At 72.9% G+C, this 13,558-nt stretch carries 16 protein-coding genes; 8 read left to right on the top strand and 8 right to left on the bottom strand.

Going from position 1 to position 13,558, the window contains the following annotated elements; genetic code table 11:
• Window positions 1–3: 3 nt before the first annotated feature.
• Genes B0I33_RS21690 through B0I33_RS21680 form a run of 3 tightly spaced genes read right to left on the bottom strand, consistent with a single transcriptional unit; the run spans window position 4 to window position 2,929 of the window.
• Window positions 4–804, bottom strand: coding sequence for an ABC transporter ATP-binding protein (locus tag B0I33_RS21690; protein ID WP_106180680.1), 801 nt, complete (start codon window positions 802–804; stop codon window positions 4–6).
• Window positions 801–1,880, bottom strand: a complete 1,080-nt coding sequence (locus tag B0I33_RS21685; protein WP_106180679.1) for a FecCD family ABC transporter permease — start codon at window positions 1,878–1,880, stop codon at window positions 801–803. Before B0I33_RS21685 ends, B0I33_RS21690 begins: the two co-directional genes overlap by 4 nt.
• Window positions 1,877–2,929 carry a FecCD family ABC transporter permease gene (locus B0I33_RS21680; RefSeq protein ID WP_106180678.1) on the bottom strand — a complete coding sequence of 351 codons (1,053 nt, stop codon included), beginning with the start codon at window positions 2,927–2,929 and terminating at the stop codon, window positions 1,877–1,879. The genes B0I33_RS21685 and B0I33_RS21680 overlap by 4 nt, the downstream gene beginning before the upstream one ends.
• A 110-nt stretch (window positions 2,930–3,039) precedes the next feature.
• Here B0I33_RS21680 and B0I33_RS21675 point away from each other — a divergent pair, with 110 nt between their 5' ends.
• Window positions 3,040–4,041, top strand: a complete 1,002-nt coding sequence (locus tag B0I33_RS21675) for an ABC transporter substrate-binding protein (RefSeq protein WP_106180677.1) — start codon at window positions 3,040–3,042, stop codon at window positions 4,039–4,041.
• A 50-nt stretch (window positions 4,042–4,091) separates the two neighbouring features.
• Here B0I33_RS21675 and B0I33_RS21670 read toward each other — a convergent pair whose 3' ends face one another.
• Window positions 4,092–4,640: a TetR/AcrR family transcriptional regulator gene (locus B0I33_RS21670; protein WP_106180676.1), complete on the bottom strand. Its 549-nt coding sequence runs from the start codon at window positions 4,638–4,640 to the stop codon at window positions 4,092–4,094.
• A gap of 265 nt (window positions 4,641–4,905) precedes the next feature.
• On the opposite strand from B0I33_RS21670, the gene B0I33_RS21665 reads away from it, so the two are divergent.
• The gene (locus B0I33_RS21665; RefSeq protein WP_245900921.1) at window positions 4,906–5,283 is read left to right on the top strand and encodes a DUF6401 family natural product biosynthesis protein; all 378 of its coding nucleotides are present in this window, start codon (window positions 4,906–4,908) and stop codon (window positions 5,281–5,283) included.
• A 30-nt stretch (window positions 5,284–5,313) separates the two neighbouring features.
• Here the strand turns inward: B0I33_RS21665 and B0I33_RS21660 are convergent, their stop codons facing one another.
• On the bottom strand, window positions 5,314–5,778 hold the full coding sequence (locus tag B0I33_RS21660) for a hypothetical protein (protein ID WP_106180675.1): 465 nt from the start codon (window positions 5,776–5,778) through the stop codon (window positions 5,314–5,316).
• Between the two features lie 92 nt (window positions 5,779–5,870).
• Between B0I33_RS21660 and B0I33_RS21655 the strand changes: the two genes are divergently transcribed.
• From B0I33_RS21655 to B0I33_RS21645, 3 genes are read left to right on the top strand one after another with little or no spacing between them, the layout of a single operon-like run.
• Entirely contained in the window at window positions 5,871–6,947 is a 1,077-nt protein-coding gene (locus tag B0I33_RS21655; RefSeq protein ID WP_245900919.1) for an acetate/propionate family kinase, read from the top strand.
• A gap of 60 nt (window positions 6,948–7,007) precedes the next feature.
• Complete coding sequence (locus tag B0I33_RS21650) at window positions 7,008–7,205, top strand: hypothetical protein (protein WP_106180673.1); 198 nt, start codon at window positions 7,008–7,010, stop codon at window positions 7,203–7,205.
• A 5-nt stretch (window positions 7,206–7,210) separates the two neighbouring features.
• Complete coding sequence (locus tag B0I33_RS21645; protein WP_106180850.1) at window positions 7,211–8,539, top strand: cytochrome P450; 1,329 nt, start codon at window positions 7,211–7,213, stop codon at window positions 8,537–8,539.
• On the opposite strand, the gene B0I33_RS21640 is transcribed toward B0I33_RS21645, so the two are convergent.
• The 3 genes from B0I33_RS21640 to B0I33_RS21630 form a co-directional block, all read right to left on the bottom strand.
• A complete protein-coding gene (locus B0I33_RS21640) occupies window positions 8,526–8,732 on the bottom strand; it encodes a hypothetical protein (protein ID WP_106180672.1) in 207 nt (68 codons plus the stop codon). The two genes, B0I33_RS21645 and B0I33_RS21640, sit on opposite strands and share 14 nt — an antisense overlap.
• Before the next feature lie 74 nt (window positions 8,733–8,806).
• Window positions 8,807–9,664, bottom strand: coding sequence for a non-homologous end joining protein Ku (ku, locus tag B0I33_RS21635; protein ID WP_106180671.1), 858 nt, complete (start codon window positions 9,662–9,664; stop codon window positions 8,807–8,809).
• A gap of 45 nt (window positions 9,665–9,709) precedes the next feature.
• The gene (locus B0I33_RS21630) at window positions 9,710–10,336 is read right to left on the bottom strand and encodes an HSP18 transcriptional regulator (protein ID WP_106180670.1); all 627 of its coding nucleotides are present in this window, start codon (window positions 10,334–10,336) and stop codon (window positions 9,710–9,712) included.
• A gap of 128 nt (window positions 10,337–10,464) precedes the next feature.
• Between B0I33_RS21630 and B0I33_RS21625 the strand changes: the two genes are divergently transcribed.
• The 3 genes from B0I33_RS21625 (at window position 10,465) to B0I33_RS21615 (ending at window position 13,555) form a co-directional block, all read left to right on the top strand.
• Window positions 10,465–10,905, top strand: a complete 441-nt coding sequence (locus B0I33_RS21625) for an Hsp20/alpha crystallin family protein (RefSeq protein WP_106180669.1) — start codon at window positions 10,465–10,467, stop codon at window positions 10,903–10,905.
• Between the two features lie 80 nt (window positions 10,906–10,985).
• Window positions 10,986–12,437 carry an FAD-linked oxidase C-terminal domain-containing protein gene (locus B0I33_RS21620; protein ID WP_106180668.1) on the top strand — a complete coding sequence of 484 codons (1,452 nt, stop codon included), beginning with the start codon at window positions 10,986–10,988 and terminating at the stop codon, window positions 12,435–12,437.
• Entirely contained in the window at window positions 12,434–13,555 is a 1,122-nt protein-coding gene (locus B0I33_RS21615) for an FAD-binding oxidoreductase (RefSeq protein ID WP_106180667.1), read from the top strand. The genes B0I33_RS21620 and B0I33_RS21615 overlap by 4 nt, the downstream gene beginning before the upstream one ends.
• The last annotated feature ends 3 nt before the right edge of the window (window positions 13,556–13,558 follow it).

Below are 13,558 nucleotides of genomic sequence, written 5' to 3'. Positions count from 1 at the left end.
CACTCACGAGGGGTCGGGGCGCAGGTGGGCGCTGACGGGCACGACCAGCGGTGTCCCGGAGACCGGGTCGGGCAGCACCTTCGCGTCGAGGTCGAACACGTCCGAGAGCAACTGCTCGGTCAGCACGTCCCCGGGTGCGCCGCGGGCGACGACCCGCCCGTCGCGCATGGCGACGAGCGTGTCCGCGTAGCGCGCGGCCAGGTTGAGGTCGTGCAGCACCATCACCACGGTCGTCCCGCGCTCGGTGTGCAGCCGCCGGACGAGGTCGAGGACGTCCACCTGGTGCGCCAGATCGAGGTAGGTGATCGGCTCGTCGAGCAGCAGCATCGACGTGTCCTGGGCCAGCGTCATGGAGATCCACGCCCGCTGGCGCTGGCCGCCGGAAAGCTCGTCGACGACCCGGCCCGCGTGCACGTCCATGCCGGTCATCGCGAGCGCCGACCGCACCGCCTCCTCGTCGCCGCCCGACCACTGCCGGTACCAGCTCTGGTGCGGGTGCCTGCCCCGCGAGACCAGGTCGGCCACCGTCAGTCCCTCGGGCGCGCTCGGCGCCTGCGGCAGCAGGCCGACGACCCGTGCCACCTCCCTGGTCGGGAGCCGGTCGATGCGCTTGCCGTCGAGCAGCACCGCACCGGCCTTCGGGCGCAGCAACCGGCCGAGCGCTCGCAACAGGGTGGACTTGCCGCACCCGTTCGGGCCGATGATCACGGTGACCGACCCGTCGAGCACGTCGAGGTCGAGGTCGTCGACCACCACACGTTCGCCGTAGCCGAGGCGGACGCCTTCGGCTCGCAGTCGGGTCATGCGCGCACCTCCCGGCGGCTCCGGACGAACAGGTAGATCAGGTACGGCGCGCCGAGGATCGCGGTCAGCACGCCGACCGGCAGGGCCGGTGCGGTCAGCCGGAGGGTGAGATCGGCTCCGACCGTGAGCAACGCCCCCAGCACCATCGAGCCCGCGAGCGGCGGCTGCGCCGTCCGCGCGAGCCGCAGCGCGATCTGCGGGGTCGCGAGCGCCACGAAGGTGATCGGCCCCGCCGCCGCGGTGGCCACGGCCGCCAGCGCCGCCGCGAGCAGGAGCAGACCACCGCGGGCCGCGTCGACCCGGATGCCGAGCCCGCGCGCGGTGTCGTCGCCGAACTGCAGGCCACCGAGGGTGTGCGCGCCGACCAGGGTGACCGGCACCAGCACGGCGAGCGCGAGCGCCACCGGGCCGACGGCCTCCCAGCCGACGTCGGCCAGGTTGCCCACGATCCACGTCGTCGCCCGCGCGGCGTCGTCGACGTCGCCGACGGTCAGCAGCCAGTAGACGATGTTGTAGCCGATGGCCGAAAGGCCGATGCCCACCAGCACCATGCGGTAGCCGTCGATGCCACGGCGCCACGACAGGGCGTACAGCAGCAGGCCCGCGACCAGCCCGCCCACGAGCGCGGCGAGCGGCACGCCCAGCTCGGCGGCGGCACCGCTGACCTGGCCGCGATAACCGCCGACCACGATCACGCCGACCGCGCCGACCCCCGCGCCCCAGGTGATCCCGAGGATGTCAGGGCTCGCCAGCGGGTTGCGGGCGATCGTCTGGAAGATCGCGCCCGCGAGCCCGAACGCGGCACCCACCAGCACCCCGGCGAGGGTGCGCGGCAGCCGCAGGTCGAAGATGATGCCGGTCTCGCGGCGGTCTCCCCCGCCGAGCAGCGTCCGCAGCACGTCGAGCGGCTCGATGTAGGAGCTGCCCTTGCCGATGTTCACGGCGGCGACGACCACGAGCAGGGCGGCGCCGACCAGCGGCACGGCGACCACCCTCGGCCGGAACGTCCACGCCGCCGGTCCCGCCCGCAGCACCTTCCGGCCGGGCGCCGGGCCGCTGTCCCGCACCGCGCTCACAGCCGCACCAGTCCCCGCCGCCGGACGAGATGGATGAACACGGGCGCACCGAGCACGGCGAGCACGATGCCCACCTCCAGCCGGTCGCCGGACACGAGCCTGCCGACGACGTCGGCGCAGAGCAGCAGGATCGCGCCGAGCAGCGCGGCCGACGGCACGAGCCACCGGTAGTCGGGCCCGGTGACGGCCCGCGCGATGTGCGGCACGATCAGGCCGAGGAACGCGATCGGCCCGCACGCGGCCACGGCCGCGCCGACGAGCAGCGTGATCGCGAGGACACCGAGCACCCGGGTGCGGCGGAGGTCCTGGCCGAGGGACGTGGCCACGTCCTCACCGAGCGAGAGGGTGTTCAGCCCGGGGGTGTTGACGAGCGCCAGCACCAGCCCGAGCACGACGAAGGGCGCGATCTGGCCCGCCACCGCGAAGTCCCTGCCCGCGATGGACCCGACGTGCCAGAACCGGAACAGTTCCATGCCCTCGCGGTTGCCGAGCACGATGGCCGAGATCAGCCCGTACAGCAGGGCGCTGATCGCCGCCCCGGCGAGGGCCAGCGTGACGGGGGTGGAGCCGCGCCCGCCGACCGAGCCGAGCAGGAACACCACGACGGCGGCGAGCAGCGCACCGGCGAAGCCGAACCAGACGAACCCGTAGAGGTCGCGCACGCCGAAGACCACGATGGCGAGCACGATCGCGAAGGCCGCGCCCTGGTTGACGCCGAGCAGCCCGGGGTCCGCGATCGGATTGCGCGTATGGCCCTGCATCAGCGCGCCACCCGCGCCGAGTGCGAGCCCGGCGAGAATGCCGATCAGCGTGCGGGGCGCGCGCAGGGACCGGACGATCAGGTCGGCCTCGGACCCGTCCGGGCTGACGAGCGCGTCGAGCACGGCGGCGGGCGGCAGCGTCCGGGCGCCGAACGCGATGCTCAGGCCTGCCGCCAGCACCAGGCAGGCGACCAGCGCGCCCAGGGTGAGCGACCGGCGACGGCGGGGAGTCCGGCCCGGGATGCCGTCACGGGCGGTACCCGCCGGTGACGCGACGGTCACCTCCATGGACGGCTCCTGTCATCCACGTTACGAACCCTTTTCCCGGTGGCCGGTGTGTGCTTATGGTCCGGTGGCCCGACCGTTAGGAAAGCCTAACCGAACGCAAAGGATCGCAGATGCCCCGCCTGTACCGTCAACGTCGATCGCGGCGCACCGGCCTGACGGCGGCCGCCCTCGCCGTGCTGGCGCTGGCCGCGTGCTCGCCTCCCAGCGAGCAGGCCGCCGACCCGTCCGCCGCGAACCAGGAAGGGTTCCCCCGCACGATCCAGCACGCGATGGGCGAGACCACGATCGAGCAGCGGCCGCAGCACGTCGCCGCGCTGGACTCCAGCTACGTCGACGCCGCGCTGGCCCTGGAGACGAAGGTCGTCGCGTACACGAAGTACCCGACGACGGACGGCTTCCCCGCCTACCTCGGCGACGACACCCGGTTCGGCGAGGACGCCCGGATGATCGGCCAGCTGTCCAGCCCCGACGTGGAACAGCTGTACGACGTGCGACCGGACCTCATCGTCTCGGCGAAGGTCCGCCACGAGGAGCTCTACGGGGAGCTGTCGAACATCGCCCCGACCGTGTTCAGCGAGACCACGGGCGCGACGTGGAAGGAGAACATCCGGCTGCTCGCGAAGGCACTGGGCAAGGAGGACCTCGCCGAGCGGAAGATCGGCGCCTACGAGCAGCGTGCCAGGGAGATCGGCCAGGCCATCGAGGAGAAGACCGGGTCGATGCCGACGTACTCGCTCGTCCGGTTCGTCGAGGGCGAGCCGACCGTGCGGCTCTACAGCAGCAAGTCCTTCCCCGGCATCGTGCTCTCCGACGTCGGGCTGACGCGGCCCGCGAACCAGCCCGACACGAAGGACCAGATCGCGGTCGACCTCAGCCAGGAGCGGATCCGCGACCTCGACGCCGATCACGTCTACGTCTCCAACTACGCCGACGAGACGCAGCAGGCGGAGGACCCGAAGGCGAAGTTCCAGTCCAACCCGCTGTGGCAGACCCTCAACGGCGAGATCACCGACGTCGACGACGACACGTGGTACGTCTCGGTGAGCCTGCAGGGCGCCCACCAGATGCTCGACGACATCGCGAAGCAGTTCGGCGTCGACCCCGCGCGCTAGCGGCCTGCCGGCTCGTGAGTGAGAAACGTCGTTCTCACCACGGTTTTCACTCACGAGCCGGCGCGCAGGCCGTCCAGGAAGACGCTGGTGAGGTGGCGGCCCGCGGGAGCGGTGCGCTCGGCCGTCAGGCAACCCGCGATCAGCGCCCTGAGGCCGCCGAGGTCCACGTCCCCGCGGACCGCCCCGGCCGCCTGTGCACGGCGCAGCAGCTCACCGAGCGCCGCGGCGAAACCGGACTCGGCGACCGCGCCCCGCTCGAACGCCGCCGGGCCCGTCAGCGCGTCGCGGAGTGCCGCGTTGCGCGTGCCCTCGGCCACCACCCGCTCGACGAACGCGAAGAACGCCGCCCCCGCCGCCGCGCTGTCCGCCGGTGCGCGCGCCTCGGCCGTGAGCTCCGCCGCCCGTTCCGCGACGACGGCGTCGAACAGCGCCTCCTTGCTCGGGAAGTGCCGGTACACGGTGCCCGCACCGACACCGGCGCGGCGGGCGATGTCGTCGAGCGGTACCGCGAACCCCTCGGCCGCGAAGGCCTCCCTCGCGGCCTGGAGAACCCGCTCCCGGTTGCGCCGGGCGTCCGCTCGCAACGTGGTTCCGTTCATGGTGGTCCCCCGACCGGGCTCATCCGGAAAATCGTACGCGGGCTACTCCGTCAGTGGGAAAGCCGTCCATCGCGCGACCGGGTACCGGCGCTGGTGAGAATTCCTCCGGCCCGGCTGCCGACCACCGTCCGTCCGCCGGATGGGCGCATACCGTGACGGCGGATGGACCCTCCGAGTAGCGATCATGTGCACCGAGGGTCATCATCGACGTGTGCGCTGGTTGGATTCGGCAGCCGACCGTTCGGCGCGGAGATGGCTGCGCCGGATGGCCGATGAGCTGAACTCGGGCTGGACGGCGCTCGCCGCCCAGCCCGTCCTGCGTACCCAGCTCCACCAGCACCTGCGTGCGATCCGGACGACCCTGCGCGAGCAGGAGTCCGCCGTCGAGCGCCCCGTACCGGTCAGCCGGCTGGTGTTGCTGGCCTCGCACGCCTACGACACCCGGCAGCGGGCACTGCGCGAAGGCTGGCGGCCCCCCAGGGTGGAATCCGACTGGACTCCGGAGGAGTGGACCGGACTCCGCCTGCTCGCCTGCTACGAACTGGCGTCGCGGGAGCCGAAGGGGCCCCGGCCGAAGCGGCGGCTCACCGACGAGGACTCCCCCTCGCCACTCGGCGTGCCGCCGGGCGGCCGTCCAGCCTGACCGGCCGCGCGACCGGCCCCGGCCCGCGGGCTACAGGGCGTCATGCTCGATCGAAGGGCTGACCTGTGGGTCACGGCCCTTCTGGCCCGGCACCGGCGTGACGACCGGCCCCCGCTGGATGTGCGCGTTGGTGCTCGCCGACGCGCGGGACGCGAGCTGGTCCTCGGCGACCTGGTTGTCGTGGACGTTCGACAGCGCGGCGATGGTCACGCCGTGCACGATCGCGAGGACGAGCAGCAGCACGCCGAGGTTCCCCACCAGCGCCCGCATCGAGGCGCCGTCGCCGAAGTCGAAGTCGAACACCGACAGCAGCGCCAGGATGCCGAACATGACGATGTGGAACAGCACGGCGATCAGCCGGGACATGGCGGTCTCCCCGCCCTCGCCGTCCGCCGCGGCGAGGTACCGCTTGCCACTGTGGTACAGGAAAAAGCCGTCCGCGACGATGATGGCCACGCCGATACCGAGGAACCAGAGGTAGATGTCGGTCGTCACCGTAGCCTCCTTCCCGTGGCGCGCCCCGCCACGCACGCTGAGTACCCGTGCCGCTGCAGGGGGAAACCAACGCGTTTCCGCAGGCAGCACGGGTGGTAGTCGCGGACGTGAACGCGATCCTCGCGGTCGACGGCGGTCCGGAGAGACTGCGCGCGCACGTCGTCGACGAGCATTGCCTGCGCGTCCTCGACCAGGTGGAGGCCGACGTCCCCGCCGACTCGGCGCGGGCCCGGGACGCGCTCACCGGACTGCTCGGCCGGATGCCGCGTGCGGCGGCGGTGGGCCATCGGCTGAGTCACGGCGGGCCCGCGGTCACTCGACCGTCCGTTGTGGACGATCTGGTGCGCGGGAAGCTGGCGGACGCCGCCACCGTCGCGCCCGAGGACGGTCCGGCCGCGCTGGCGCTGTTGGACCACCTGCGGGACCGCCTGCCCGAGGTGCCGCACGTCGTCTGCCCGGACACGGCGTTCCACGCGGACCTGCCCGAGGCGGCCCGCACCTACGCCCTTCCCGAGGAGTGGCGCGAGCGGTGGGGCCTGCACCGGTTCGGCGGACACGGCCTGTCGTACGCGTGGGCGCTGCGCCGCGCCACCGAGTTGCTGCAGCGCCCGGCAAGGGAGCTGAACCTGCTGATCGCCCACCTCGACGACGACAGCTCCGTCTGTGCCGTGCGGGACGGCCGCAGCGTGGACACCTCGATGGGGTTCACCGGGCTGGAGGGGCTGCCGATGCCGACCCGTTCGGGCTCGGTCGATCCCGGCCTGCTGCTGTGGCTGCTGCGGGAGGACAAGATCGGTCTCGCCGAGCTCGACGAGGCCCTGCGGCAGCGCTCGGGCCTGCTCGGCCTGTCCGGGGGACGCTCCGCCACCCCGGACGAGCTCGTGCGCGCGGCACGGGCCGGGGACCGCCGCGGACGGCTCGCGATGGACGTGTTCAGCCACCGCGTCCGCCGGGAACTGGCCGCCATGTCCGCGAGCCTGGACCGGATCGACGCGCTGGTGCTCACCGGCGCCATCGGTGAGCACCAGCCGGAGGTGGTGCAGGAGGTCACCGCCGGGCTGGGGGTGCTGGGGATCGGCTCCCGGGTGCCCCTGCTGATCGTCGAGGCACACGTGGAACTCCAGCTCGCGTACGAGGCGGCACGTGTAGCGGGCACGGCGAGTGGGTAACTGCACGTACCACGGTGACCACGAGACCTGGAGACCAAGACCTCGATCGCAGGAGCTGTCGTGAACCCACATGCGCCCAGCAAGGACCCGAAGCCCGTGCTGCCGTACAGCGAGGAGCCGGACGCGCACCAGCGCTACCGGGCGGCGCGGGCGGTGGCGTCGGCGTCGGCCGATGCCGAGGAGTGCGCGGAACTGCTCGAGGCTTTGGGCCTGACCCCGCAGGACGGCAAGCTCGTGCCCGCCCAGCGCGGTCAGTGAGGTCGATGAGCTCGACGCCCCGCCCCGCGACCCGGACCGACACCGCCCGCGTGCTGGGCCAGGTCGTGCTGCCCACGCTCGCGGGCGGGGTGCTCAAGCGGCGGCCGAAGGTGATGGCGCTGGCCGGGCGGCTGCGACTGGACCGCCCCGCGGTGCGGCTGCTGCGGCGGCTGCGCAGCCGCTACGGGCCCGACCCGGTGCCGCTGCGCATCCCGCGCCGCTCGTTCGCGTTGGTGCTCGACGCCGGTGACGTGGAACGCGTGCTCGACCGGACCCCCGCGCCGTTCGCGCCGGCCACGCGGGAGAAGAGCGCGGCACTGAGCCACTTCCAGCCGCACGCGGTCCTCACCACGCGCGGCTCGGAACGGCGGCCGCGGCGCCGGTTCAACGAGGACGCCCTCGAGTGGAACCACCCGCTGCACGCCGTGGCCGGAGCGGCGGACACGGCGGTGCGGGAGGAGACGGCCCGGCTGCTCGCGGAGACGGGTGACCGGCTGGACTGGCCCGCCTTCAACCGGGCATGGTGGCGGATCGTGCGCCGCATCGTGCTCGGCGACGGCGCACGGGACGACGACGAGGTGACCGACGCGCTGGCGACCCTGCGTTACCACGGCAACTGGGCCTACCTGCGGCCCAAGGACCGCGGGTTGCGGGAACGGTTCCGGCGCACGCTGGCCCGCCACCTCGACCGGGCGGAACGGGGCAGCCTCGCCGGTGCCGTCGCGGACACGCCCGCCGAACCCGGCGTCGACCCCTACGGCCAGGTGCCGCACTGGCTGTTCGCGTTCGACGCGGTGGGAATGGTGACCCTGCGGACACTCGCGCTGCTGGCGACGCACCCGGTGCAGGCAGCCAGCGCACGCGCGGAGGCCGGGGACGCCATGGGCCCCAGCCAGCTGCCCTACCTGCGGGCGTGCGTGCTGGAGTCGGTCCGGCTGTGGCCGACCACGCCGATCGTGCTGCGGGAGAGCACCGAGACCACCGAATGGCGGACCGGGAACCTGCCGCCCGAGACGACGTTCGTGGTGTTCAGCCCGTTCTTCCACCGCGACCGGGAGCGGCTGCCGTTCGCGGACCGCTTCGACCCGGATGTCTGGCTGGACGGCCGGGCACAGCAGGATCCGGCGCTCGTGCCGTTCAGTGAGGGACCGGGTGAGTGCCCGGGTCAGAACCTGGCACTGTTCACGGCCAGCACGATGCTCGCGGCCCTGCTGGCGGACCGGGACTACCGGCTGCTGGCCCCGAGGACGACGGCGAGGCGGCTCGGCTCAGGGCGCCGGCTGCCGGCGACGCTGGACAACTTCGGCCTGCGCTTCGCGGTCACGAAGCCCTGAGCAGCTCGCTTTCGTACTCGACGAGGAGGCAGGCGCAGCCACCGTCGACCGACGCGCAGTCGAGCAGCAACGCGTGCCGTACCGGATCGGGCCCGGTGCAGCCGCCATCGGTGCACTCGGCGCCGCCGTCGGCGTGCTGGACCAGCGTCCCGTGACAGTGGTCGAGACGGGCCTCGCAGCTCGCACAGTTCATGAAGCTTTTGGTACCACCGTGCGCCGTCCGATCGGGGGAGCACCCGTGGGCGTGTCGCGGTCGGCCGTGCGGTATCAGGCGCCCTTGGCCGGGCGGCGCGGCGACTTGCGGGTGGTCGTCTTGCGCGCCGAGCCCTTGCCGGAGGCCGCTCCCCGGGACTTCCGGGCGGCGGACACGCTCGCCTCCAGCGCCGCCATCAGGTCGGTCACCTCGGCCTCCGCGGTCTCCGCCTGCGGCGCGGTGGTCTCCGCACCCGCGATCTTGGACTCGATCAGCGACATCAGCGCCTCGCGGTAGCTGTCGCGGTACTTCGACGGCTCGAAGACGCTGTCGGACAGCGAGTCGATGAGCGAGCCCGCCATCGTGAGCTCCTGCGGGCGCACCTGCGGCGGATCCTCCTTGAGGAAGCCGAAGTCGGGGGTGCGGACCTCGTCCGGCCACAGCATGGTGGTGAGCACCAGCACGTCGGACAGCACGCGCAGCACGGCCAGCGACTCCCGCTGGCGGATGGCGACCTTGGCGATGGCCACCTGGCCCGACTTGGCCAGCGCGTCCCGCAGCAGGACGTACGGCTTGAGCGCCGCCTTCTGCGGTTCGAGGTAGTAGCTCTTGTCGAAGTAGATGGGGTCGATGGCCTCGAGCGGCACGAACTCCTCCACCTCGATGGTCTTCGAGGTGGACAGCGGCAGCTCGGCGAGCTCCTTGTCGGTGAGCACGACCATGCCGCCGTCCGCGAGCTCGTAGCCCTTGGCGATCTCGGCGTACGGCACCTCCGTGCCGTCGACCGTGCAGAACCGCTTGTACTGGATCCGGCCGCCATCGGCCTCGTGCACCTGGCGCAACGAGACGTTCTTGCTCTCCGTGGCCGCGTAGAGGTGGATCGGGATCGTGACGAGCCCGAACGACACCGCGCCCTTCCACATTGCCCGCATGGTCGAAAAGGTACGCGTTATCGCAGCTCAGCGATACCACGTTGGTCAACGACCACGCGCCCGGCGACGCTGGGTGTCCCGGCGGAGACGCTCCGCCTCGGCGGTGACGTCGCTGATCCGGGCGGCCAGGGTGGGGTGGCTGGCCGCCAGGTGCGGACCCGCGCCGGCCAGCGGGGGCAGCAGGTCGGCGGCGTCGGTCCCGCCCAGCGCGTCCTGCACCCGGTCGACGTGTTCCCGCACGTGGTCGGCCACGCCTTCCAGCGCGCCCACCTGCCCGGCGAGCCTGCGCAACGCCGCCGAGTTCGCACGAGCCCACAGCGCCACGGCCCGCTCGCCCGCGCGCCGGTCACGTTCCGCCCGCACGCGCTCGTCGGCCGTGGTGGCCGCCGAGTCCGGAGCGGACGGGCGCAGCCGCAGGTACCGCCGCTCGGCGGCCTGCCTGCTGGCCACGCCGAGCACCGGCGCCAGCTCCGCCCAGCTGGTGCCGAGCTCCCTCGCGGCGGCGATGAGCTGTGGTTCCCAGCCGGCGAGGTCGTCGCGCAGGCGGCGCAGCAGGTCCAGCGCGGCCAGCACCTGGTTGGCCTCCAGCTCCTCGCCGTCCGCGGCACGCCGGACCACCTGGCGCAGCCGCGCGTAGTCCGGGTGCTCCCCGCCTGACCGCACATCCTCCATGGCGTCATCATGACGACGACGTAAGTAGTTGTCAACGGAACGACGACGTAGTACAACGGAGGTGTCCCGGGTGTGGGAATCCCGGCGACAGCGCGTCGACACAGGTGTGGGAACCAGGAGGTGGAACGATGTTGATGCGCACCGACCCGTTCCGGGAGTTCGACCGGCTGGCCCAGCAGGTCTTCGGCACCGCGGCGCCCTCGGGCACGTGGTCGCGCCCGAACCCGATGCCGATGGACGCCTACCGGTCCGGCGACGAGTTCGTCGTCTCGTTCGACCTGCCCGGCGTCGCGCCGGACGCGATCGACGTCGACGTGGAGCGCAACGTGCTGACCGTCAAGGCCGAGCGCAGGCCGATGGCGGACAAGGACGTGGAGATGCAGGTCTCCGAGCGCCCGCTCGGCGTGTTCTCGCGGCAGCTGTTCCTCGGCGAGTCGCTCGACACGGACAACATCCGCGCGAGCTACGACGCGGGCGTGCTGACGCTGCGCATCCCGGTCGCCGAGCAGGCGAAGCCGCGCAAGATCGCCATCGAGGGCGCGCCGGCGCCGAAGGAGATCAACGCCTGACCGACCGCGCAGGCTCGTGAGTGAGAAACGTGGTTAGAACAACGTTTCTCACTCACGAGCCCGGCAGGTACTTTGGGGGAATGCTCGACCAGGCCGCACGGGATGCGCTCGTGGCGGCGGTCGGCGCCGACAACGTCATCTCCGACCCGGTCGGCCTGCGCAGTTACGAGTGCGACGGCCTGACTGGGTTCCGGCAGGTGCCCGCGCTCGTGGTGCTGCCCCGCGACACCGAGAGCGTCGCGGCCGCCGTCCGCGTCTGTCACCGGCATTCCGTACCGTTCGTCGCGCGGGGCGCGGGAACCGGGCTTTCCGGCGGCGCCATGCCCGTCGCCGACGGCGTCGTCATCTCGCTGCAGCGGCTGCGCCGGGTACTCGACGTCGACCCCGTCGACCGGCGCGCGGTCCTCCAGCCCGGGGTCACCAACCTCGACATCACCAAGGCCGCGGCCCCGCACGGGCTCTACTACGCGCCCGACCCCTCCAGCCAGCAGGTGTGCACGATCGGCGGCAACGTCGCCGAGAACTCGGGCGGGGCACACTGCCTCAAGTACGGCTTCACCACCAACCACGTGCTCGCCATGACCGTGGTCCTGCCCGACGGCGAAGTGGTGACCCTCGGCGGCGACAGCGGTGAGCAACTCGGGCCCGACCTGCGCGGCGTCTTCCTCGGTTCGGAAGGCACCCTCGGCATCGCGTGCGAGATCACCGTCCGCCTGCTGCGGGTGCCCGAGACGGTGCGGACGCTGCTCGCCGACTTCCCCTCCGTGCCCGCCGCGGGCGAGGTGGTCAGCGACATCGTCGCGGCCGGGATCGTGCCCGCCGCCGTCGAGATGATGGACAACCTCGCCATCCAGGCCGCGGAGAAGGCCGTCGGGGCGGGCTACACGCTCGACACCCCCGCCGCGCTCGTCGTGGAGCTGGACGGACCCGAGGCCGAGTGCGGCGAGCAGTTCGAGCAGGTCAAGGCCATCTGCGAGCGGCACGGCTGCACCCGGCTGCACGTCGCGGGCGACGCGGGCGAACGCGCCCGGATCTGGAAGGGCCGCAAGGCGGCCTTCGCCGCGGTCGGCCGGATCAGTCCCGACTACATCGTGCAGGACGGCGTGGTGCCCCGGACGCGGCTCGCCGAGGTGCTCGACCGCATCGCGCGCATGGGCGACGCCGCCGGGCTGCGCGTGGCCAACGTCTTCCACGCGGGCGACGGCAACCTGCATCCGCTCGTGCTGTTCGACGCCGACGCGGGCGAGCTGGAGCGGGCGGAGGAGCTGTCGAAGGACATCGCGGAGCTGTGCGTGGAGCTCGGCGGGTCGCTCTCCGGCGAGCACGGCATCGGCACCGACAAGGCGTGCTCGATGCCGCGCATGTTCGGCGTGGACGACCTCGCGGTGATGGACCGCGTGCGCTCGGCTTTCGATCCGGACCGGCTGTGCAACCCGGGCAAGCTCCTTCCCACGCCGCGGCTGTGCGGCGAGCGGCCCGGCGTCTACCGGCCCCACCCGCTCGAGGAGGCGGGAGTGATCGAGCGCCTATGACCACCACCTCCCCGGTCGTGCTCTCCCCCACCGACCTGCGCTCGGCACACGAGGCACTGGCCGACACCAGCGGCCCGGTGCGGATCAGCGGCGCGGGCACCGCGGCCGACTGGGCCGGAGCGCCCGGAACCGCCCCGACCGTGCTGGACACGACCCGGCTGACCGGTGTGCTGGCGTACAACCCGGCGGACCTCACCGTGGAGGTGCGGGCGGGCACGCCGCTGGTGCGGCTGCAGGAGGAACTGGCGGGGCACGGCCAGCGGCTCGCGTTCGACGCGGCCAGGGCCGGGCGCGGGGCCACCCTCGGCGGGCTGTTCGCCACCGCCGACTCCGGGCCGCTCGCGCTGGGCTACGGCTCGCTGCGCGACCTCGTCATCGGGGCGACGGTCGTGCTCGCCGACGGCACGGTGGCCCGCACCGGCGGGCACGTCATCAAGAACGTCGCCGGATACGACCTGAGCAAGCTGCTGCACGGCTCCTACGGCGCCTTCGCGCTGGTCACCGACCTCGTACTGCGCCTGCATCCCGTTCCGGCCGCCGAGCGGACCGTCCGGCTCGAGTGCCCCCTCGACACGGCCGCCGGACGCGCGGCCACCGTTCTCGCGAGCGCGCTGGAACCGGTGGCGCTGGAGTGGTCCGACGGCGAGCTGCTGGCCCGGTTGGAGGGCACGCCGGACGGCACGCGGGCGAGGGCGCGGCAGCTGGCGGAGCTGATCGGCGGTGCCGTGCTCACCGAAGACGACGCCGCCACGGCGTGGGCCCGGCACGCGGACCTGGTGGCCCGCCCCGCCCCGCGGGACGCCGTGGTCCGGATCGGCTGCCGCCCGAGCCGGTTGCCGCGGTTCCTCCGCGGGGAAGGCGCCACGGGCGGGCTCGGCACCGGCGTCGGCACGGTCCGGGTGCCCCCGGCGGAGGTGGCGGACGTGCACGACGCGGTCGCGGCCGAGGGTGGCACCTCCGTGCTGCGGCAGCGCCCTGCCGGGCCGCTGCGTGCCTGGGGCAGGGCGCCGTCCGCGGTCCGGGTGCTCACGGCGCTGAAACGGGAGCTGGACCCGGAGGCACGGCTCGGCCGGGGCCGGTTCGAGACGTGGTTCGGTGGTGCCGACAGTGGAGGGTGACCG

It is taken from the genome of Prauserella shujinwangii (assembly GCF_003001955.1).
Lineage (GTDB): Bacteria > Actinomycetota > Actinomycetes > Mycobacteriales > Pseudonocardiaceae > Qaidamihabitans > Qaidamihabitans shujinwangii.
This window is presented reverse-complemented; position numbering and strand designations above follow the sequence as displayed.